Annotated in this window: 20 protein-coding genes; 10 read left to right on the top strand and 10 right to left on the bottom strand. The window is 61.5% G+C overall.

Annotation, left to right across the window (positions count from 1 at the left end):
- Positions 1-822 carry a shikimate dehydrogenase gene (gene aroE / locus AC1UK9_RS00240; protein WP_482578938.1) on the bottom strand — a complete coding sequence of 274 codons (822 nt, stop codon included), beginning with the start codon at positions 820-822 and terminating at the stop codon, positions 1-3.
- Positions 823-831: 9 nt separating this feature from the next.
- Positions 832-1,746 carry an oxygen-dependent coproporphyrinogen oxidase gene (gene hemF, locus AC1UK9_RS00235; RefSeq protein ID WP_025112274.1) on the bottom strand — a complete coding sequence of 305 codons (915 nt, stop codon included), beginning with the start codon at positions 1,744-1,746 and terminating at the stop codon, positions 832-834.
- A gap of 164 nt (positions 1,747-1,910) precedes the next feature.
- On the opposite strand from hemF, the gene AC1UK9_RS00230 reads away from it, so the two are divergent.
- Positions 1,911-2,888, top strand: coding sequence for an NADPH:quinone reductase (locus tag AC1UK9_RS00230; protein WP_473014036.1), 978 nt, complete (start codon positions 1,911-1,913; stop codon positions 2,886-2,888).
- A 64-nt stretch (positions 2,889-2,952) separates the two neighbouring features.
- Here the strand turns inward: AC1UK9_RS00230 and AC1UK9_RS00225 are convergent, their stop codons facing one another.
- From AC1UK9_RS00225 to AC1UK9_RS00210, 4 genes are all read right to left on the bottom strand, one after another.
- Entirely contained in the window at positions 2,953-3,627 is a 675-nt protein-coding gene (locus tag AC1UK9_RS00225; protein WP_482578937.1) for a hypothetical protein, read from the bottom strand.
- A gap of 239 nt (positions 3,628-3,866) precedes the next feature.
- Entirely contained in the window at positions 3,867-4,424 is a 558-nt protein-coding gene (gene tsaC, locus AC1UK9_RS00220; protein WP_025112271.1) for an L-threonylcarbamoyladenylate synthase type 1 TsaC, read from the bottom strand.
- Positions 4,425-4,479: 55 nt separating this feature from the next.
- Entirely contained in the window at positions 4,480-5,580 is a 1,101-nt protein-coding gene (gene dprA, locus AC1UK9_RS00215; protein WP_482578936.1) for a DNA-processing protein DprA, read from the bottom strand.
- Positions 5,581-5,659: 79 nt separating this feature from the next.
- Entirely contained in the window at positions 5,660-6,685 is a 1,026-nt protein-coding gene (locus tag AC1UK9_RS00210) for a LysM peptidoglycan-binding domain-containing protein (protein ID WP_025112269.1), read from the bottom strand.
- 159 nt (positions 6,686-6,844) lie between these two features.
- Between AC1UK9_RS00210 and def the strand changes: the two genes are divergently transcribed.
- The 5 genes from def (at position 6,845) to AC1UK9_RS00185 (ending at position 11,523) form a co-directional block, all read left to right on the top strand.
- The gene (gene def / locus AC1UK9_RS00205; protein WP_025112268.1) at positions 6,845-7,351 is read left to right on the top strand and encodes a peptide deformylase; all 507 of its coding nucleotides are present in this window, start codon (positions 6,845-6,847) and stop codon (positions 7,349-7,351) included.
- A 57-nt stretch (positions 7,352-7,408) separates the two neighbouring features.
- Positions 7,409-8,368, top strand: coding sequence for a methionyl-tRNA formyltransferase (fmt, locus tag AC1UK9_RS00200; RefSeq protein WP_482578935.1), 960 nt, complete (start codon positions 7,409-7,411; stop codon positions 8,366-8,368).
- Positions 8,365-9,675: a 16S rRNA (cytosine(967)-C(5))-methyltransferase RsmB gene (gene rsmB / locus AC1UK9_RS00195; protein ID WP_482578934.1), complete on the top strand. Its 1,311-nt coding sequence runs from the start codon at positions 8,365-8,367 to the stop codon at positions 9,673-9,675. Before fmt ends, rsmB begins: the two co-directional genes overlap by 4 nt.
- 22 nt (positions 9,676-9,697) lie before the next feature.
- Positions 9,698-11,074, top strand: a complete 1,377-nt coding sequence (gene trkA, locus AC1UK9_RS00190; protein ID WP_003220233.1) for a Trk system potassium transporter TrkA — start codon at positions 9,698-9,700, stop codon at positions 11,072-11,074.
- A gap of 134 nt (positions 11,075-11,208) precedes the next feature.
- Positions 11,209-11,523: a tetratricopeptide repeat protein gene (locus tag AC1UK9_RS00185; RefSeq protein ID WP_482578933.1), complete on the top strand. Its 315-nt coding sequence runs from the start codon at positions 11,209-11,211 to the stop codon at positions 11,521-11,523.
- 15 nt (positions 11,524-11,538) lie between these two features.
- Here AC1UK9_RS00185 and AC1UK9_RS00180 read toward each other — a convergent pair whose 3' ends face one another.
- The 3 genes from AC1UK9_RS00180 to tag all read right to left on the bottom strand — a co-directional run bounded on the left by AC1UK9_RS00180 (position 11,539) and on the right by tag (position 13,347).
- The gene (locus tag AC1UK9_RS00180; protein WP_025112264.1) at positions 11,539-11,778 is read right to left on the bottom strand and encodes a PilZ domain-containing protein; all 240 of its coding nucleotides are present in this window, start codon (positions 11,776-11,778) and stop codon (positions 11,539-11,541) included.
- A gap of 83 nt (positions 11,779-11,861) precedes the next feature.
- Entirely contained in the window at positions 11,862-12,749 is an 888-nt protein-coding gene (locus AC1UK9_RS00175) for a lysophospholipid acyltransferase (protein WP_025112263.1), read from the bottom strand.
- A gap of 40 nt (positions 12,750-12,789) precedes the next feature.
- Complete coding sequence (tag, locus tag AC1UK9_RS00170; RefSeq protein ID WP_025112262.1) at positions 12,790-13,347, bottom strand: DNA-3-methyladenine glycosylase I; 558 nt, start codon at positions 13,345-13,347, stop codon at positions 12,790-12,792.
- An 81-nt stretch (positions 13,348-13,428) separates the two neighbouring features.
- Here tag and glyQ point away from each other — a divergent pair, with 81 nt between their 5' ends.
- From glyQ to AC1UK9_RS00150, 4 genes are all read left to right on the top strand, one after another.
- Positions 13,429-14,382 carry a glycine--tRNA ligase subunit alpha gene (gene glyQ / locus AC1UK9_RS00165; RefSeq protein WP_025112261.1) on the top strand — a complete coding sequence of 318 codons (954 nt, stop codon included), beginning with the start codon at positions 13,429-13,431 and terminating at the stop codon, positions 14,380-14,382.
- Complete coding sequence (glyS, locus tag AC1UK9_RS00160) at positions 14,379-16,433, top strand: glycine--tRNA ligase subunit beta (protein WP_025112260.1); 2,055 nt, start codon at positions 14,379-14,381, stop codon at positions 16,431-16,433. The genes glyQ and glyS overlap by 4 nt, the downstream gene beginning before the upstream one ends.
- 4 nt (positions 16,434-16,437) lie before the next feature.
- Entirely contained in the window at positions 16,438-16,977 is a 540-nt protein-coding gene (gmhB, locus tag AC1UK9_RS00155) for a D-glycero-beta-D-manno-heptose 1,7-bisphosphate 7-phosphatase (RefSeq protein ID WP_177327360.1), read from the top strand.
- 83 nt (positions 16,978-17,060) lie between these two features.
- Positions 17,061-17,840, top strand: coding sequence for a lysophospholipid acyltransferase family protein (locus AC1UK9_RS00150; protein ID WP_482578929.1), 780 nt, complete (start codon positions 17,061-17,063; stop codon positions 17,838-17,840).
- Between the two features lie 168 nt (positions 17,841-18,008).
- Here the strand turns inward: AC1UK9_RS00150 and AC1UK9_RS00145 are convergent, their stop codons facing one another.
- The gene (locus AC1UK9_RS00145; protein WP_482578927.1) at positions 18,009-19,541 is read right to left on the bottom strand and encodes a sensor histidine kinase; all 1,533 of its coding nucleotides are present in this window, start codon (positions 19,539-19,541) and stop codon (positions 18,009-18,011) included.
- Positions 19,542-19,704 lie beyond the last annotated feature (163 nt).

The raw sequence follows: 19,704 nt of genomic DNA, 5'->3' as shown, positions 1-19,704 counted from the left end.
TTATTGGGCGAGTTGGCGACGTAGCTCGGCCAGTACCGGCGCCGTGTCCGGACGCACTGCGCGCCACAAAAAGAACGCCTCAGCCGCCTGCTCGGCCAGCATCCCCAAGCCGTCCATCGACACTGCCGCACCATGCTCACTGGCCCAGCGGCAGAACGCGGTCGGTTCCTTGCCGTACATCATGTCGTAGCACAGGGTCTGGCCCGTCTCGATCAGGCTCGGTGCAATCGGCGGCACCTCGCCGCTGAGGCTGGCGGAGGTGGCGTTGATGATCACGTCCACCGGTTCGCGCAGCCAGTCGAAACCACTGGCCGACACCGGCCCCAGATCGCAGAACAACTCGGCCAGCAGCTCGGCCTTGTCCACCGTGCGGTTGGCGATGATCACCGACGCCGGTTTTTCCGCCAGCAACGGCTCCAATGCCCCGCGCACCGCACCACCGGCACCGAGCAGGAGGATGCGTTTGCCGGTCAGGCTGAACCCGGCGTTCACCGTCAGGTCGCGCACCAGTCCGGCGCCGTCAGTGTTGTCACCGAGCAACGAACCGTCGGCCAGTTTGCTCAAGGTGTTCACCGCACCGGCCCGTTGCGCCCGGGCGGTCAGGCTGTTCGCCAGGCGGTAGGCGTCTTCCTTGAACGGCACGGTGACGTTGGCGCCGCGACCTTCCAGGAAGAACGCCGTGGCGCAGCCGGTAAAATCGTCGAGTGGCGCCAGCAGAGTGCTGTAGTCGAGGCTCTGCCCGGTCTGCTCGGCGAACAGTTTATGAATCATCGGCGACTTGCTGTGGCCAATCGGGTTACCGAAAACAACGTAACGATCCATCAACAGTCCTCAGGCCTGGGCCAGCCAGTCGCGGTCTTGCAGGAAATAGTCGGTCAGGCGCGCCTCTTCACTGCCGGGCTCGGCTTTGAAGTCGTAGGCCCAGCGCACTTGTGGCGGCAGCGACATGAGGATCGACTCGGTGCGCCCACCCGACTGCAGGCCGAACAATGTGCCACGGTCATAAACCAGGTTGAACTCGACGTAGCGGCCACGGCGGAACTCCTGGAATTCACGCTGCTTGGCGCTGAACGCATCATGCTTGCGGCGCTGCACGATGGGCAGGTACGCGTCGATGTAGGCGTCGCCGATGGCGCGCATGAAGGCGAAACTGGTGTCGAAGTCCCACTCGTTCAGGTCATCGAAGAACAGGCCGCCGATGCCGCGTGGTTCGTGGCGATGCTTGATGTGGAAGTAGGTGTCGCACCAGGCCTTGTAACGTGGGTAGACATCCGGCCCGAACGGCGCGCAGGCCTGCTCGGCGACGCGGTGCCAGTGGATGCAGTCTTCTTCGTTGCCGTAATACGGGGTCAGGTCGAAGCCACCGCCGAACCACCAGACCGGCTCTTCACCTTCCTTTTCGGCGATGAAAAAGCGCACGTTGGCGTGGGAGGTCGGTACATGCGGGTTGTGTGGGTGAATCACCAGCGACACGCCGAGGGCTTCGAAGCCGCGTCCGGCCAGTTCCGGGCGATGGGCGCTGGCCGAGGGTGGCAGACCGCTGCCGAACACATGGGAAAAGTTGACGCCGCCCTTTTCGATCACCGTGCCGTTTTCGATCACGCGAGTGCGACCGCCACCGCCGGCAGGCCGGGCCCAGGCGTCTTCGACGAAGCGCGTGCCGCCGTCCTCGGTTTCCAGTGCGGCGCAGATGCGGTCTTGCAGGTCGAGCAGATAGGCCTTTACGGCGTCGGTGCGGGTCGTCATGGCTTCACCTTGGATCAGGGCATAGCTACGCGGGCGCCCCGCAGGCGGGGGTCGGCGCAAATGGGCGCGTAGCATAACACCGCAGACCCGAGCGCCGCAGTTGACGAAGATCAAGCAGGGGAGTTGGATAGGGGGCTCGCAAACGACCCAAGGAGAGCAGGCAGATGGCAAAGCGTATCCAGTTCCGCGCCCATGGCGGTCCCGAAGTGCTCGAGTATGTCGACTATCAACCCGCCGCGCCCGGCCCGAATCAGGTACGGGTGGCGAACAAGGCGATCGGCTTGAACTTCATCGACACCTATTTCCGCAGCGGTCTGTATGCCCCGCCAGCCTTGCCGTCCGGCCTGGGCGCTGAAGGCGCCGGCATCGTTGATGCGGTGGGCAGCGACGTCACCCGGTTCAAGGTCGGTGATCGCGTCGCGTACGGCAGTGGCCCGCTGGGCGCCTACAGCGAGTTGCACGTCCTGCCCGAGGCCAATCTGGTGAAGCTGCCAGACGAGATCAGCTGCGAAACCGCCGCCGGGGTCATGCTCAAGGGTCTGACCGTGCAATACCTGCTGCGCCAGACCTATGAACTCAAGGGTGGTGAAACCATTCTGTTCCACGCCGCTGCCGGGGGCGTCGGTTCGCTGGCCTGCCAATGGGCCAAGGCACTGGGCGTGAAACTGATCGGCACCGTCAGTTCCAAGGAAAAGGCCGATCTGGCCAAGGCCAACGGCGCTTGGGCAACCATCGACTACAGCCACGAAAACGTTGCGCAGCGGGTGCTGGAGCTGACCGACGGCAAGAAAGTCCCGGTGGTCTACGACGGCGTCGGCAAGGACACCTGGCTGACGTCCCTCGACAGCGTGTCGCCACGTGGTCTGGTGGTGAGCTTCGGCAATGCCTCCGGCGCAGTGGACGGGGTCAATCTGGGGATTCTCTCGGCCAAGGGTTCGCTGTACGTGACCCGGCCGACCCTGGCGACCTACGCCAACAACGCCGAAAATCTGCAACGCATGGCTGACGAGCTGTTCGAGATGATCATCAGCGGCAGGATCAAGGTCGACATCAGCCAGCGTTATCCGCTGGCTGATGCAGCGAAGGCGCAGACCGAATTGTCGGCGCGACGCACCACTGGCTCGACCATTCTGCTGCCCTGACACCTCGCTCGGCGTCTTGCCAGTCGGGTTTCAAACCACGGCTGGCAAGACTGTTGGCGCGCGTTCAGAACCTCTGCGGATGACACGCCAACGGTTTTTGCACCAAGTGGCCCGCAGCCACCTGATCCGGTTGCTGAACCGCTGCAAGGATTTGCCGCCATTCGGCTGACAACGCCCAGTACTCACCGCGTGCGCGCTGTTCAATATGCAAGGGGTTGGAAGCGATCGGCATCAGGCCAAAACGCTGGTAAAGGCGCAGCTGTGGCGACCTGCACAACGCGGTCACACCCTGGTAGCCGTGTTTTATCGCCCACTCGGCAGCGGCCGCCAGCAGGCCGTTGACCGCGATGGGCAGCTGGTTGGGCGATTGCGCGATCAAGCGGCTGAATTCGACATGGCGTGATAACGCCACCGTGGGCGAGACATGTTGCTGCGCCAGCGATGCCCATTCGAACGGTGCCGGAGTCGCCCTCAATACCGCCAGCGGTTGCTCATGCCGATACAACAGAAAGTGAGTGCTGCGTGACCTTGTCTCCAGCCTCGTTTCGAGCATCCTCGCCCTCGACGTCAGCATGTAATGCTGCAGCCGCAGCCGAAATTGCCGATCGATAAACCGATCGAATTCCTGGGTATCCGACCCCGCTTCAAGCATCACGATGCGGCAGCCTTCATAATGACTTTTCAGCGTCACCTGAAGCGCCTGCAGGTAATCCGTGAGTTGCAAATCCGTAGTGTCCATTCTTTCTCCGCAGACCTGACTTATCGAAGTGTTTCGAGTGCAGGGAAAGGATGGTTGCTTTTGACGATAGCGCCACGGAACGTGGTCTGAGAATCAGGTGGGAAAAGTCAATGAATCCGAGCACTTGGCGACTTTTCCGACACGAGAAAAAGCGTTATTGCAGGAAAAATCGCAGGCACGCGTAGTACTCCTCGCCATCAAGCCGAGGAGTACTCACATTACCAACGTTTGAGGCCGAATCAGTCAGGACGAATGACGTTGCCGGTTGCCAGATCACGGATCACGCTGGGGTTCTTGCGCCCACCCAACTGCCCGCCGAGGATCAGATCGATCTGCCCGCGAAAATACTGCTCGACGCGCAACCGCGTGCGCGCCGCCGGGCGCCCCTGCGGGTTGGCCGAAGTCGAGATCAGCGGCCCGACCATCGAGCACAGATCCCGCACCTGCGGATGATCGCTGACCCGCAGTGCCACGGTGTCGTGCACGCCCGTCACCCACTCCGGCAACAGGTTCTGATGCGGCACCAGCCAGGTGTTCGGCCCCGGCCAGGTGCTGGCCATGCGGTCGATCCACTCTTGCGGGAAATCTTCGAACAGGAAGTCGAACTGGCGAATGTTGTCGGCGACCAGGATCAGGCCCTTGTCCACCGAACGGTTCTTGATCGCCAACAGCCGATCCACCGCCTCTTCGTTCCACGGGTCGCAACCCAGCCCCCAGACGGCTTCGGTTGGATAGGCAATCACCGCCCCGGCGCGAATCTCTCGTGCGGCTTGTTGCACACGCCAACTGTTGACCATGAAAGAACTCTCCGAAAACAGGTTTCGCGCAGTTTACCGATCTTCCCCGTAAAACCTAGCTCACCCGCGCAAACCAGCGGCCGTTTTCATTCACAGCCCGGCCCTCCATTTCCAGCTCGGTCAGCGCAGCCAGGACTTTGGGCAGCGCCCAGCCGCTGCTGTGGGCCAGCGCCTCAGTGGTCTGCGGCGCGGCATGCAGCAGGTCGAGCAAGGGATGATCGGTGCTCGGCGTGTCTGTGGGTAACGGCAGATGCTGCCAGCCGCGCAAGGCTTCGAGGATGTGTTCGATGGTTTCCACCAGCACCGCACCATCGCGAATCAACTGGTGGCAGCCGCGCGCGCCGGGGTGATGAATCGAGCCGGGAATCGCATACACCTCGCGCCCCTGTTCCGCCGCCAGCCGTGCGGTGATCAGCGAACCGCTGGCAACGCTTGCCTCGACCACCAGCACCCCAAGGGACAAACCACTGATGATTCGGTTGCGCCGCGGGAAGTTGCTCGCACTCGGGCCGGCGTCCAGGGGAAACTCCGACAGCACCGCGCTGCCGGAGGCGATCATCGCGTCGGCCAGGCGTTGATTGCGCTGTGGATAAAATTTTTCCAGGCCGGTGCCGAGGACACCGACGGTTTGCCCGCCAACATCCAGCGCGGCCTGATGTGCAGCGGCATCAATGCCTAATGCCAGACCGCTGGTGATGACAAAACCGGCCCCGGCGAGGCTACGGGAAAATGCCGCAGCGGTGTCCATCCCCGGGCGCGAAGCGCGGCGACTGCCAACCATCGCCAACTGCGGTTTTTCCAGAATCAGCGGATCGCCGGCCACGAACAGCAATGGCGGCGGGTCGGGAATTTGTGCCAGCAGCGCCGGATAATCCGCTTGATCCCACATCAGCAAATGCTGCTGCGGACGCTCTAGCCAGCGCAATGCATGGCTGGCGCCGTCGCGCACTTCAGGGCTGCGCCGCGCCTCGGCACACGCCGCCGGCAATCCCAGCGCACGCCAGGCACTGGCCGGCGCACTGATGGCTTTTGACGCCGAACCGAAGGCTTCGAGCAATTTGGCAAAGCGTTTCGGGCCGACATCCGGCAAACGGTGCAGGCGCAAACGCGCTTCCAGTTCCGCAGGGGAAACCGGCGTACAGGCAGACAGCATCATGGATCATCCTTGATCGTTATAAGTCCCGAACCACTCGGAACAAGCTGTGGATAACTCTGTTGGTAACTTGTTAAGCCTGCTAAGGGTTTCGCACCTTGTCGAGCACCGCCAGCGAGCGTGAAGCGTTGAGGACCAGGCCGTAACTGAGCTTGTCGTAGGTACGGAACACCATCAGCAGCCCGGCCCGTTCGTCCGGAATTTTCAGGGGCTGGCCAGTGATCCGGTCGCGCACGGTTTCCCCGGTTTTCATCACCACCAGCACATTGCCTTCGGCCAGGCCGTCGCGCTTGCCCTTGTTCAGGGTGACCACGTCCATCACGCCAATCTGCGTGACGCCGCGCGGCACGTCGATGATCAGGCCGTTGATGGTGCCAGCCGGGGCACTGGGCATGAACGTCGAGTTGATCGAGCGCTCTTCGCCACTGAACAAGCGGTCGCCCAGCCGCACTTCCTGGGTGGTGCGTTGCAGGGCGAGGGTGGCGACGTCACCTTCGGTGGCGACGATTTCGCCGCCGCCGATGTCATCGGCGTTGATCCCCAGGAACTCCTTGGTCTGCGGGTCGGTGTAGACCTTGCCCTGGCGGAAGATGCCGTACACCGGCCGATTCGGGTCGAAGTGGCCACGGGCGAAGATCCGGTCGCCGGTGCCGCTGAGCACACGTTCGGCATCGCCGGCGACGATGTACGGCGCCTTGTCGAAATCCTCGACCTTGTCGACGATGCGGTTGCTCAACAGAAAACTGTTGATCGACTTGAGTGGAATGCTCGGAATCGCCTCGGCCACCGGGCTGGTGCGGATGCGCGGCGACAGTTTGATCGTGCCCCGTGACTCGCCACGGTTCAGGGTCAGTTGCGGCTGGCCGTTGACGTAGCTGAGCGTCAGCGTGTCGCCGGGGTAGATCAGGTTGGGGTTTTCGATCTGCGGGTTGGCCCGCCACAGCTGTGGCCACTGCCAGGGCTCGCGCAGGTATTTGCCGGAAATGTCCCAGAGGGTATCCCCCGAAACCACCGTGTATTGCTGTGGAAAACCATCCCTGAGTTGCACTTGCCCTTGTGCAGCACCGGCCGAGGCCAGAAGCAGCAAGGCGAGTAGTGTTTTCCTCATGCAGCGAATCCCTTTATCATGTGCGTTCGCGTGAACCGTCAGAGCCCCCGTGGCTCGCTACTGCAAACTGCATTAGCTACGCTTCACAACGGTAGCCTGCATCTTCGGACCTGCCAGGCCATCGACCCGACTTTACTCAATACGTGCAGCAATCAGCCTATGGCCATTTTAAACATCCTCGAATTCCCGGACCCGCGTCTGCGTACTATCGCCAAGCCTGTGGCTGTAGTGGACGACGAAGTGCGTCAGTTGGTCGATGACATGTTTGAAACAATGTATGAAGCGCCGGGCATCGGCCTCGCCGCGACCCAGGTCAACGTGCACCAACGTATCGTCGTGATGGACCTTTCCGAAGACCGCACCGAACCCCGGGTGTTCATCAACCCCGAGTTCGAATCGCTGACCGAAGAAATGGACCAGTATCAGGAAGGCTGCCTCTCGGTGCCGGGCTTCTACGAAAACGTCGACCGCCCGCAGAAGGTCAGGATCAAGGCGCTGGACCGCGACGGCCAACCTTACGAACTGATCGCCGAAGGCCTGCTCGCCGTGTGCATCCAGCACGAATGCGACCACCTCAACGGCAAGTTGTTCGTCGACTACCTGTCCACGCTCAAACGCGACCGGATCAAGAAGAAACTGGAAAAGCTCCATCGCCAGAACGCTTGATGCCCCTCTTCAAAGGCTTGCTGCGGCAAGCCTTTTTCTTTTTATGAGACTCCTTTCATGACTGAGCCACTGCGCATCGTTTTTGCCGGCACTCCGGAATTCGCCGCCGAACACCTCAAGGCCCTGCTGAACAGCCCTTACGAGATCGTTGCGGTCTACACCCAACCGGACCGTCCGGCCGGTCGTGGGCAAAAACTGATGCCGAGCCCGGTCAAACAACTCGCGCTGGAAAATAATATCCAGGTGTTGCAACCGCCGACTTTGCGCAACGCCGACGCCCAGTCCGAGCTGGCCGCACTGCAGCCGGATTTGCTGGTGGTGGTTGCCTATGGCCTGATCCTGCCGCAAGCGGTGCTGGATATTCCACGCCTGGGCTGCATCAACAGCCACGCCTCCCTGCTGCCACGCTGGCGCGGTGCGGCGCCGATCCAGCGCGCCGTGGAACACGGTGATGCCGAAAGCGGCGTGACCGTGATGCGCATGGAAGCGGGCCTGGATACCGGGCCGATGCTGCTCAAGGTCGTGACCCCGATCAGCGCCGACGACACCGGCGGCAGCCTGCACGACCGCCTCGCCGAAATGGGTCCGCCCGCCGTGGTCCAGGCGATTGCCGGCCTGGCTGCCGGGACCCTGGAAGGCGAAGTGCAGAACGACGAGCTCGCCACTTACGCGCACAAACTGAACAAGGACGAAGCGCGCATCGACTGGAGCCGTCCGGCGGTCGAGCTGGAGCGACTGGTGCGCGCCTTCAACCCATGGCCAATCACCCACAGCACCCTCAACGGTGAAGCGCTGAAAGTACTGGCCGCGACACTTGCCGAAGGCAGCGGCGCGCCGGGCACTATCCTCAGCGCCAGCAAGGACGGCTTGATCGTCGCGTGCGGCGAGCAGGCGCTGTGCCTGACCCGCCTGCAATTGCCCGGCGGCAAGGCGCTGAACTTCAGCGACCTGTTCAACAGCCGTCGTGAGAAATTCGCCGTCGGTACCGTGCTCGGCGCCGTGGTGGATGCGCAATGAACCCGCGTCTGGCCGCCGCCAAGGCACTCGCCGCCGTTCTCAGCGGCAAGGCTTCGCTGAACAGTTCGCTGCCGACACAACTGGACAAGGTCGAGGATCGCGATCGCGGTTTCACCCAGGATCTGGCGTTCGGCACCGCACGCTGGCAACCACGCCTGTCGGCGCTGGCGGAAAAACTCCTGCAGAAACCGTTCAAAGCCGCCGACGCCGATGTCGAGGCGTTGCTGCTGGTCGGTCTCTACCAATTGCTTTACACCCGCGTACCGCCTCACGCCGCCATCGGCGAAACCGTCGGTTGCGCCGACAAGCTGAAAAAGCCGTGGGCCAAAGGCCTGCTCAATGCCGTGCTGCGCAATGCCCAGCGCGAAAGCGAAACGATTTTCGCCGAGCTGGAACGTGATCCAGTGGTGCGCACCGCTCACCCGCGCTGGCTACAAAAGTCCCTGAAAGCCTTCTGGCCTGAGCAGTGGGAAGCCATTTGCGCGGCGAACAACGCGCACCCGCCGATGATCCTGCGGGTCAATCGCCGCCATCACAGCCGCGACGCCTACCTCAGTCTGCTGACTGACGCCGGGATCGCCGCAACGCCGTGCATTTACAGCCGCGACGGTATCATCCTCGAAGCCGCCACCGACGTGCGCAGCCTGCCGGGTTTCGCCGCAGGCTGGATCAGCGTACAGGACGAAGCCGCGCAACTGGCCGCTGATCTGCTTGATCTGGCACCGGGCCAACGTGTGCTCGATGCCTGCTGCGCCCCCGGCGGCAAGACCTGCCACATCCTTGAAGCCGAACCGGCGCTGGCCGCTGTGGTGGCGGTGGATCTGGAAGCCAAGCGTCTGGTGCGCGTCAGGGAAAACCTTGAGCGCCTCGGCCTCAACGCCGAACTGATCGCTGCCGACGGTCGCGATACCGAAAAGTGGTGGGACGGCAAACCTTTCCAGCGCATTCTGCTCGACGCGCCGTGCTCGGCCACCGGCGTGATTCGCCGTCATCCGGACATCAAGCTGACCCGTCAGCCGGACGACATCGTCGCCCTCGCGCAACTGCAAGGCGAGCTGCTCGACGCCATGTGGAAAACTCTCGAGGTGGGCGGCATTCTGCTTTACGCCACCTGCTCGACCTTGCCGACCGAGAACACCGAAGTCATCGCCGCGTTCCTTGAGCGCACGCCGGGGGCCCGTGAACTGGATCTGGCGACCACGGCCGGAATCAAACAGCCCCATGGTCGCCAATTGCTGGCCCAGCAGGGCGGGCATGACGGGTTCTACTACGCCAAGCTGATCAAGATCGCTGCCGCGCGCGGCTAAATGGATTCAACGGAGTGACTGGATGAAAATCATCATCCTCGGTGCGGGGCAGGTCGGCGGTTCGCTGGCTGAACACCTGGCGAGCGAAGCCAATGACATCACTGTGGTCGACACCGACGGCGAGCGCCTGCGCGATCTCGGCGACCGTCTCGACATCCGCACCATTCAGGGCCGTGGCTCGCTGCCGTCGGTGCTGCGCCAGGCCGGCGCCGACGATGCCGACATGCTGGTGGCGGTGACCAACAGCGACGAGACCAACATGGTCGCCTGCCAGGTCGCCCACACCCTGTTCCACACCCCGACCAAAATCGCCCGGGTGCGCGAAGCGTCCTATCTCAATCGCGAGGAACAGCTGTTCCAGAACGAAGCGATTCCGGTCGACGTGCTGATCAGCCCCGAGCAGGTGGTGACCAATTACATCAAGCGCCTGATCCAGCATCCCGGCGCCTTGCAGGTAATCGACTTCGCCGAAGGCCAGGCGCAACTGGTGGCGGTGCGCGCCTATTACGGCGGGCCGCTGGTGGGTCAGCAACTGCGCCAGTTGCGCGAGCACATGCCGAATGTCGAAACCCGCGTGGCTGCGATCTTCCGCCGAGACCGGCCGATCCTGCCGCAAGGTGACACGGTGATCGAGGCCGACGACGAAGTCTTCTTCATCGCCGCCCGTGAGAACATTCGCGCAGTGATGAGCGAAATGCGCCGTCTCGACGAAACCTACAAGCGCATCGTCATCGCCGGTGGCGGGCAGATCGGCGAGCGTCTGGCCGAGGCCATCGAAAGCCGCTATCAGGTGAAGATCATCGAGATGAACCCGGCGCGCTGCCGCTATCTCTCCGACACCCTCGACAGCACCGTGGTGCTGCAGGGCAGCGCGTCGGACCGCGACCTGCTGCTGGAAGAGAACATTGCCGACGCCGACATCTTCCTCGCGCTGACCAACGATGACGAAGCCAACATCATGTCGTCGCTGCTGGCCAAACGGCTGGGGGCGAAGAAAGTGATGACGATCATCAACAACCCGGCCTACGTCGACCTGATTCAGGGCGGCGACATCGACATCGCCATCAGCCCGCAACTGGCAACCATCGGCACGTTGCTGGCCCACGTACGGCGGGGCGATATCGTCAGCGTGCACTCACTGCGCCGCGGTGCAGCAGAGGCCATCGAGGCGATTGCCCACGGGGATGCGAAATCGAGCAAGGTCATCGGCCGGCCCATCGAGAAAATCGGCCTGCCGCCGGGCAGCACGATTGGCGCGATCATCCGCAACGAAGAAGTGATCATCGCCCACGACGATACCGTGATCGAAACGGGCGACCATGTGATTCTGTTCCTTGTGGATAAAAAGCATATTCGCGATGTGGAGAAGCTGTTTCATGTGGGCCTCAGCTTCTTCTGAGGTTTGCGCTGACGGCACATGCCCCTTCGCGAGCAGGCTCGCTCCCACATTCCCCTGTGGGAGCGAGCCTGCTCGCGAAGGCGGTATCCCTAAGAAATACACATCCCTGACACAACCCATTCAAGGAATCACCCATGCTCGAATCCCTGGAAAAAATGCTCGCCAAGGGTGTGGATAACTCATTGCTGCGCTTTGGTCTGGGCAAGGGTTACCTGGATCTGGGCGAAAACGCCAAGGCTGCCGAGCATTTCCAGCGCTGCGTAGGCTTCGACCCAAAGTATTCGGCTGCCTGGAAACTCCTCGGCAAGGCGCATCTGGCACTGGGCGATCACGCCGCGGCACGTCAGGCATGGCAACAGGGTCTGGAAGCCGCCCGCGCCCACGGCGACAAGCAGGCCGAAAAGGAAATGACGGTGTTTCTGAAGAAGCTCGATCGTCAGGCGCAATAAGTCAGCGGGCGTCGCTCACAAATAGCGCAGGCCGATGCCCTCGGCGTCCACCGTCACCACTTCCATTCGCACCCGCGGCGCCCCTGTGGGCAAATCCTGCACCTGGCCATAAACCACCGCGCCCTTGGGCAATGACGCCAGGCGCGGGTGCTGGACATACACCCCGGTGGGCGACAGATTGCGCGTCTGGCCCAGGCATTCGCCAAAGCTGTCGTGGGTGATTTTGATGCGAAACGATTTGCGCTGTTCGGACATCTTCTTGCGCCCTTGAGTGAACGGTTGTGGATAACCTCGGCAGTGAGGTTATCCACAGATCATGCCAATCTCGTCAATCCAGCTCAGTACCAGCGCGCTTCGCCCGGCGGGCGCTTCTTGAAGCGCTTCATGCTCCACATGTACTGGCTCGGATACGCCGCCACATAACGCTCGACCACTTTACTCATGGCCGCGCAGGACTCAGTGGTATCGGTGCTGTACATGGCCTCTGGCGCCGCCTCGAGGATTACTTTGTAGCCGGAACCGTCCGGCAGGCGCAGGGCATGCAGGAACACGCCGACCGCTTTGCCACCGGCGAGCATGTTCGGCACGAATTTGCTGGTCAGTGCCTGCGTGGCGAAGAACGGCACGAAGATTCCGGCGGATTCGGCCGGTTCCGGGTCAGCGGGGATACCCACTGCACCACCTTTGCGCACTTCCTTGATCACGCTGAGGATGCCTTCCTTGGTAGAGGCGGCAACCTTGTTGCCCAACTGCACGCGCTGCTTGCGCAGCAATTCGTCCACCGCCTTGAGCTTGGGCGGGCGATAGAAAATGATCGGTTTGCACTGGCTGCAATAGAAGTGGTTGAGCACTTCCCAGTTGCCCAGGTGGCTGGTGATGCCGACCACGCCTTTGCCCGAGGCCAATGCGTCCTTGAGGATGTCGAGGCCTTCGACTTCACGTACCAGATCGATCGAGCGCTGGGCCGGCCAGATCCATGCACAGGCGCTTTCGGTCAGCGATTTGCCGATGTCTTTCAGACTCTGGCCGACCAGACGCTCACGCTCGGCCGGGTCCATCTGTGGAAAACATTTGGCGAGGTTGATCCGCACCACGTCGCGGGAGCGGTTGGGGGTTTTCCACATGATCCAGCCGATCGTCGAACCCACGGCCTGCACGGCCCGCCATGGCAGCAGGGCAAACAGCCGCAGAGCGCCTACCAGCAAGGCGCCTTTAAACTTTTCCACAGGTCACTCCTGATCTTGTGCTGTGCGCGAGGCGGCCATTCTAACCGCCGTTTACCAGCTGCGCGTAGCGGTCGCAGTCCCGGGTGTGATCCATGACCATGCCCGAGGCTTGCATCAGCGCGTAGCAAATGGTCGGGCCGACGAACGTGAACCCGGCCTTTTTCAGGGCTTTGCTCATCGCCAGCGCTTCGGGGGTGATCGCCGGGACTTCGCTGCGATCCTTGAAATGATTGATGATCGGCTGGTTGCCGACGAACGACCAGAGGAACGCCACCGGGTCTTCCAGCGCCAGCCAGGCCTGAGCATTGCGCCGGGCGGCATTGAGTTTGAGGCGGTTGCGGATGATCCCCGGATCGAGCATCAATTCGGCGATTTCGGCGTCGCTCATCTGTGCCACGCGCTGCACGTCAAAGCCGAACAACACCTCACGATAACGCTCGCGTTTGCGCAGCACGGTGATCCAGGAAAGCCCGGCCTGGAACCCTTCGAGCAAAAGCAACTCGAACAAACCCTGCGCATCGCGTAGCGGCGTGCCCCACTCCTGATCGTGATAAGCCATGTACAGCGGATCTTCGGTACACCAAAAGCAGCGTGGCATAAGGCTCCAGGGGGTGGAGGTGCGACTGAATCGGGTATACTCCCGCTCTTTAAATCGCAGCCCAAGAAACAGGTGAATTTCGTGAGCCAGCCTACGCCAGCCGTGCGTACCTTCCAAGACTTGATCCTCGCGCTCCAGCAATACTGGGCCGAGCAAGGTTGTGTGGTACTTCAGCCCTACGATATGGAAGTAGGCGCCGGCACTTTCCACACCGCGACATTCCTGCGTGCCATCGGCCCGGAAACCTGGAACGCCGCTTACGTGCAGCCAAGCCGCCGTCCGACTGACGGCCGCTACGGTGAAAACCCGAACCGTCTGCAGCACTACTATCAGTTCCAGGTCGTCCTGAAGCCGAACCCGGACAACTTCCAGGAACTGTACCTGGGCTCCCTCAAGCATGTCGGCCTGGACCCGCTGGTCCACGACATCCGCTTCGTCGAAGACAACTGGGAATCGCCGACCCTCGGCGCCTGGGGTCTGGGCTGGGAAGTCTGGCTGAACGGTATGGAAGTGACCCAGTTCACTTACTTCCAGCAGGCTGGCGGCATCGAGTGCTACCCGGTAACCGGCGAGATCACTTACGGTCTCGAGCGTCTGGCCATGTACCTGCAAGGCGTGGACTCGGTCTACGACCTGGTCTGGGCTGACGGCCCGATGGGCAAAGTCACCTACGGCGACGTGTTCCACCAGAACGAAGTGGAGCAGTCGACCTACAACTTCGAACACGCCAACGTCGACAAACTGTTCGAACTGTTCGACTTCTATGAAAGCGAAGCCAAGCGCCTGATCGAACTCGACCAGCCGCTGCCGTTGCCGAGCTACGAAATGGTCCTGAAGGCTTCGCACACCTTCAACCTGCTGGATGCGCGCCGGGCAATCTCGGTGACCGCTCGTCAGCAATACATTCTGCGCGTACGCACCCTGGCGCGTTCCGTTGCGCAAGCCTACCTGCTGGCACGCGCCAAGCTGGGCTTCCCGATGGCGACCCCGGACCTGCGTGACGAAGTACTGGCCAAGCTGGAGGCAGCACAATGAGTGCGCAAGATTTTCTGGTTGAACTGGGCACCGAAGAACTGCCACCCAAAGCCCTGAACACCCTGGCTGAGGCGTTCCTCGCTGGTATCGACAAGGGCCTGCAAGCCGCCGGCCTGAACTACGAAAGCAAAACCGTCTACGCCGCGCCGCGTCGTCTGGCTGTGCTGATTACCGCGCTGGCGACCCAGCAGCCGGATCGCAGCATCAACCTCGACGGCCCGCCGCGTCAGGCTGCGTTCGATGCCGAAGGCAACCCGACCCAAGCGGCACTGGGTTTTGCCAAGAAGTGCGGCGTCGAGCTGAGCGAAATCGACCAGAGCGGTCCGAAACTGCGCTACAGCCAGAGCATCGCCGGCAAGCCGACCGCAAGTCTGCTGCCGACCATCGTCGAAGATTCGCTGAACGACCTGCCGATCCCGAAACGCATGCGTTGGGGTGCGCGCAAGGAAGAGTTCGTGCGTCCGACCCAGTGGCTGGTGATGTTGCTCGGTGACCAGGTCATCGACTGCACCATCCTTGCGCAGAAGGCTGGCCGTGACTCCCGTGGTCACCGCTTCCACCACCCGCAAAACGTGCGCATCGGTTCGCCGTCCAGCTACCTCGCTGACCTGCGTGCCGCTTATGTCCTGGCCGACGCCAATGAGCGTCGCGAGATCATCAGCAAGCGCACCGAAGAACTGGCAACCCGTCAGGAAGGCACCGCAATCGTGCCGCCGGCGCTGCTCGACGAAGTGACCGCGCTGGTCGAATGGCCGGTGCCGCTGGTGTGCTCGTTCGAGGAACGTTTCCTCGACGTGCCGCAGGAAGCACTGATCACCACCATGCAGGACAACCAGAAGTACTTCTGCCTGCTGGACGCCGACGGCAAGTTGCTGCCACGGTTCATCACCGTCGCCAACATCGAAAGCAAAGACCCGCAGCAGATCATCGACGGTAACGAGAAGGTGGTTCGCCCACGTCTGACCGACGCCGAGTTCTTCTTCAAGCAAGACAAGAAGCAGAAGCTCGAAGCGTTCAACGATCGCCTGCAGAACGTGGTGTTCCAGGAAAAGCTTGGCAGCGTCTACGACAAGGCCGAGCGCGTTTCGAAACTGGCGGCCTACATCGCTGCACGTATCGGCGGCAATGCTTCGTGGGCTGCCCGCGCAGGCCTGCTGTCCAAATGCGACCTGGCGACCGAAATGGTCGGCGAATTCCCGGAGATGCAAGGTGTCGCCGGTTACTACTACGCCCTCAATGATGGCGAGCCAGAAGACGTCGCGCTGGCGCTGAACGAGCAGTACATGCCGCGTGGTGCCGGTGCTGAACTGCCAGCGACCCTGACCGGTGCCGCTGTCGCGATCGCCGACAAGCTCGACACCCTGGTCGGCATCTTCGGTATCGGCATGCTGCCAACCGGCAGCAAGGACCCGTATGCCCTGCGTCGCGCGGCACTCGGTGTGCTGCGTATCCTGATCGAGAAGAAACTCGACCTCGATCTGAACGATGCTGTGGCTTTCGCCGTGGCCGCGTTTGGTACCAAGGTCAAGGCTGCCGGCCTGAATGATGCAGTGCTGGAATTCATCTTCGACCGTCTGCGTGCGCGTTACGAAGACGAAGGCGTGGATGTCGCGACCTACCTGTCGGTACGTGCCCTGAAGCCAGGTTCGGCGCTGGACTTCGACCAGCGTGTGCAAGCGGTTCAGGCCTTCCGCAAACTGCCGGAAGCGGCGGCACTGGCGGCGGTCAACAAGCGTGTGTCGAACCTGCTGAGCAAGGTGGAGGGCTCCGTGCCGACCGACGTTCAGGCCAAATACTTCGACAACGCCAACGAGTTCTCGCTGTACTCGGCGATCCAGCAAGCGGATCAGGCTGTACAGCCAATGGCCGCGGCGCGTCAGTACAACGAATCGCTGGCGCGCCTGGCTGCCTTGCGTGAGCCGGTGGACGCGTTCTTTGACGCAGTGATGGTCAATGCCGAAGACGCTAATGTACGGGCCAACCGCTACGCGCTGCTGGCGCGCCTGCGTGGCCTGTTCCTGGGTGTTGCCGACATTTCGCTGCTGGGTTGAGGGATTGCTGTTGAAACTGCTGATTCTCGATCGGGACGGAGTGATCAATTACGACTCCGACGCTTACATCAAGTCGGTGGAGGAGTGGATTCCGCTGCCCGGCTCGATCGAGGCGATTGCGCAGTTGAGCAAGGCCGGCTGGACGGTGGCGGTCGCCACCAACCAGTCGGGTATTGCTCGCGGCTACTACGACCTCGCCACCCTCGACGCCATGCACGCGCGCTTGCGCGAACTGGTAGCGGAGCAGGGCGGTGAAGTCGGGCTGATCGTTTATTGCCCGCATGGCCCGGACGAAGGTTGCGATTGCCGCAAGCCGAAACCGGGAATGTTGAAAACCATCGCCGGGCATTACAACGTGGCGCTTGCGAATGTCTGGTTCGTCGGCGACAGCCTTGGTGACCTGGAAGCGGCCAAAGCCGTCGATTCACAGCCAGTTTTGGTAAAGACCGGAAAAGGCGAAAAGACTCAGGGCAAAACCCTGCCGGTTGGCACTCTGATTTTTGACGATCTGGCGGCGATTGCCGCAGAACTTATCCACAACTAGAGTACTTCTGAAGTTCCTGACCAGGGATTGATCGGGAGTGCGCTTGAACAGCCGGGGATTGCCCCGTAACGGTAAACGTCACTATGTCGATACTGCGGGCCATCAGAATCTTTCTCTTTTACCTGCTGCTGGGCACCACCTCGCTGCTGTGGTGCAGTTTGAGTTTTTTTATCGCGCCCTTTTTGCCATTCAAGGCGCGTTATCGTTTCATCAACGTGTACTGGTGCCGTTGTGCCTTGTGGTTGACCAAGGTGTTTCTCGGTATCCGTTACGAAATCAAAGGCGCAGAAAATGTGCCGGATCGGCCCTGTGTGATTCAGTCGAACCACCAGAGTACTTGGGAGACATTCTTTCTCTCCGCTTATTTCTCGCCCTTGAGCCAGGTGCTCAAGCGTGAATTGCTTTACGTGCCGTTTTTCGGCTGGGCGATGGCCATGCTGCGGCCGATCGCGATTGACCGCGACAACCCGAAAGCTGCTCTGAAACAAGTCGCAGCGAAGGGTGACGAGTTGCTCAAGGACAACGTTTGGGTGCTGATCTTCCCGGAAGGCACGCGTGTTCCTTACGGTACTGTTGGCAAGTTCTCCCGCAGTGGTAGCGCGTTGGCCGTAAATGCAGCGCTTCCGGTACTGCCGATTGCACACAATGCCGGCAAGTTCTGGCCGAAAATCGGCTGGGGTAAAAAGTCCGGCGTGATCACCGTGGTCATCGGTGAACCGATGTACGCCGAAGGCACTGGCCCGCGCGCTATCGCTGATCTGAACGATCGCGTGCAAGCGTGGAACGAGAAGACTCAGCGCGAAATGGGTTCCCTGCCACCGGCCCCCCAGACACCGGCGGCAAATGATCAGATGGCTGTCTGAGATTTTGTGGATAACCTGTGTACGGTTTTGTTGAAAAAGCCTGAATATTGAAAGTAAATCATTGATTTACTTATATATTTCTCAAGCTCATAAAACACCGTAAAACGTGCATAAGTTTTTTTCGGAAGTAAAAAAACCGGCTGATATAGCCGGTTTTTTTGTGCCTGCTCACTCTGCAATCAGCGGTAACTGCAGCCGGAACGTTGTGCCCTGATCGATGACGCTGTGACATTCGATGCTGCCACCATGATGATCGACCACCGCCTTGACCATCGATAGCCCCAGGCCAACGCCATCAATGCCCTGAGCCGATGAAAAACGTCGGTATTGAGTGAACAGATCCGGCAGTTCTTCGGCGGCAATGCCTTTGCCCTGATCGGTCAGTTCACAGCGCAGCCAGTCGCCCTGACAACTGGCGCTCAACTGAACCGTGGTGCCTGCCGGGCTGTACTTGATCGCGTTTTCCAGCAGATTGAACAAGGCGCGGGTCAGCAGCCCTTGGTCGGCCTGAATCAGTCGCTCCTGAGAGGGCTCATCCATCACGTGCAGCAGTTTGATGTTTTTCTGCTGGGCGATGGGCAGGGCCTGATCCAACACGTCCAGCACCAGCATCGCAAACAGGCTGGGCTGGAACTGGTAAGCCTCGGATTCCGCCCGCGCCAGCAATACGAAACCGTCGGTCAATTCCAGCGCGCGACGTACCTGGCGCTCGATCTGCTCGAACAACGGTGAATCCGCACCGGCCTGATGGCGATGCACATCGAGCAGGGCAAGGATCGCCGAATGTGGAGCACGCAGATCGTGGGAGAGAAAACGCAGCAATACACCGCGCTGTTCTTCAGCCGCGCGTTCGGCACTCAGGTCGGTGAGGCTCAGTAGCCAGCCGATGGGCGTGTCACCGTCCACCGGCAGCAATGCCGCACGTTCCAGGCGCAGGCTGCGCTCCTTGTAATCACGAAACTCCAGCAGCGCCAGCGCGGACAATGCCGGGTGGGGCGATGTGGACAACTCCGGATAACCGAGACGGGCCAGTTGCTCCAGCACGTCGTCACCCACCAACGGGTGATCGAACAACACGCGGGCCTTGCGGTTGCCCAGCAGGATCTGCCCCTTGGGATCGCTGATCAGCGTCGCTACCGGCAGGTACTCCAGACCGTCGGCGATGAAACGCCGGGTATCGCGGGTGCGGCTCATGGCTTGTTCCAGGGCCATGATCTGCCCCTGCAACTGGTCAGCGCTGGTGAATTGCGCGCGGCGACGTTCCGGGAAGACTTTCGGCTCGCGGTCCAGCCGCGCCAATTCCCAGCCAAAGTACGTCAGCACCACACTCAGGCGTCGCCAGTTCCAGATCAGATAGCCGAACAACATGCCGAGCGCCGCCGGGGTCGGTGACCACCAGTGCCGGACTTGCGCCAGCCCGGCGCTGCTCAGCAACACGCACGCCACCCCGCCCAGCGTCACCCAGATCGCCCAGCGCGGGCGCCACAGCAGCAAACCGAGGACACACGCCACCAGCCCCACCGAGAGCAGCGCGCTCCAGCCCGGTACCGCGTCGTGCAGATTGATCTGGGCGCGATACGACAACAGCGCAGTCAGCGGCAACAGCACTAGACTTATCCACAACCACTCACGCACCAGCCGCCGAAACAGGCGCTGGACCTGACTCGGCTCGCGACTTTCACGGCGACGCGGGCTATTCATGGCAAACGGGGCGGGGGGCAGTGAATGGTTTCATGGGTCACAGGTCTGAAGACGTAGATCCGAAGAATCATAGCGGACGTCGACCGACGGCGGACGGCTTACTTTCACTGCACAGGCCAGGCCGTTAAGGTTGTCGGCCACTGCCCAAGCAACAAGGAACCCA

Source organism: Pseudomonas sp. AK-TSAG1-1, from assembly GCF_056821665.1.
Note: the sequence above shows the minus strand (reverse complement) of the source record. Positions and strands in the feature narration are given on the sequence as shown.

Bases quoted from the DNA above. Each gene is read 5' to 3' on its own strand.
- aroE (WP_482578938.1), bottom strand. From the start codon at position 822: ATGGATCGTTACGTTGTTTTCGGTAACCCGATTGGCCACAGCAAGTCG.
- hemF (WP_025112274.1), bottom strand. From the start codon at position 1,746: ATGACGACCCGCACCGACGCCGTAAAGGCCTATCTGCTCGACCTGCAA.
- AC1UK9_RS00230 (WP_473014036.1), top strand. From the start codon at position 1,911: ATGGCAAAGCGTATCCAGTTCCGCGCCCATGGCGGTCCCGAAGTGCTC.
- AC1UK9_RS00225 (WP_482578937.1), bottom strand. From the start codon at position 3,627: ATGGACACTACGGATTTGCAACTCACGGATTACCTGCAGGCGCTTCAG.
- tsaC (WP_025112271.1), bottom strand. From the start codon at position 4,424: ATGGTCAACAGTTGGCGTGTGCAACAAGCCGCACGAGAGATTCGCGCC.
- dprA (WP_482578936.1), bottom strand. From the start codon at position 5,580: ATGATGCTGTCTGCCTGTACGCCGGTTTCCCCTGCGGAACTGGAAGCG.
- AC1UK9_RS00210 (WP_025112269.1), bottom strand. From the start codon at position 6,685: ATGAGGAAAACACTACTCGCCTTGCTGCTTCTGGCCTCGGCCGGTGCT.
- def (WP_025112268.1), top strand. From the start codon at position 6,845: ATGGCCATTTTAAACATCCTCGAATTCCCGGACCCGCGTCTGCGTACT.
- fmt (WP_482578935.1), top strand. From the start codon at position 7,409: ATGACTGAGCCACTGCGCATCGTTTTTGCCGGCACTCCGGAATTCGCC.
- rsmB (WP_482578934.1), top strand. From the start codon at position 8,365: ATGAACCCGCGTCTGGCCGCCGCCAAGGCACTCGCCGCCGTTCTCAGC.
- trkA (WP_003220233.1), top strand. From the start codon at position 9,698: ATGAAAATCATCATCCTCGGTGCGGGGCAGGTCGGCGGTTCGCTGGCT.
- AC1UK9_RS00185 (WP_482578933.1), top strand. From the start codon at position 11,209: ATGCTCGAATCCCTGGAAAAAATGCTCGCCAAGGGTGTGGATAACTCA.
- AC1UK9_RS00180 (WP_025112264.1), bottom strand. From the start codon at position 11,778: ATGTCCGAACAGCGCAAATCGTTTCGCATCAAAATCACCCACGACAGC.
- tag (WP_025112262.1), bottom strand. From the start codon at position 13,347: ATGCCACGCTGCTTTTGGTGTACCGAAGATCCGCTGTACATGGCTTAT.
- glyS (WP_025112260.1), top strand. From the start codon at position 14,379: ATGAGTGCGCAAGATTTTCTGGTTGAACTGGGCACCGAAGAACTGCCA.
- AC1UK9_RS00150 (WP_482578929.1), top strand. From the start codon at position 17,061: ATGTCGATACTGCGGGCCATCAGAATCTTTCTCTTTTACCTGCTGCTG.
- AC1UK9_RS00145 (WP_482578927.1), bottom strand. From the start codon at position 19,541: ATGAATAGCCCGCGTCGCCGTGAAAGTCGCGAGCCGAGTCAGGTCCAG.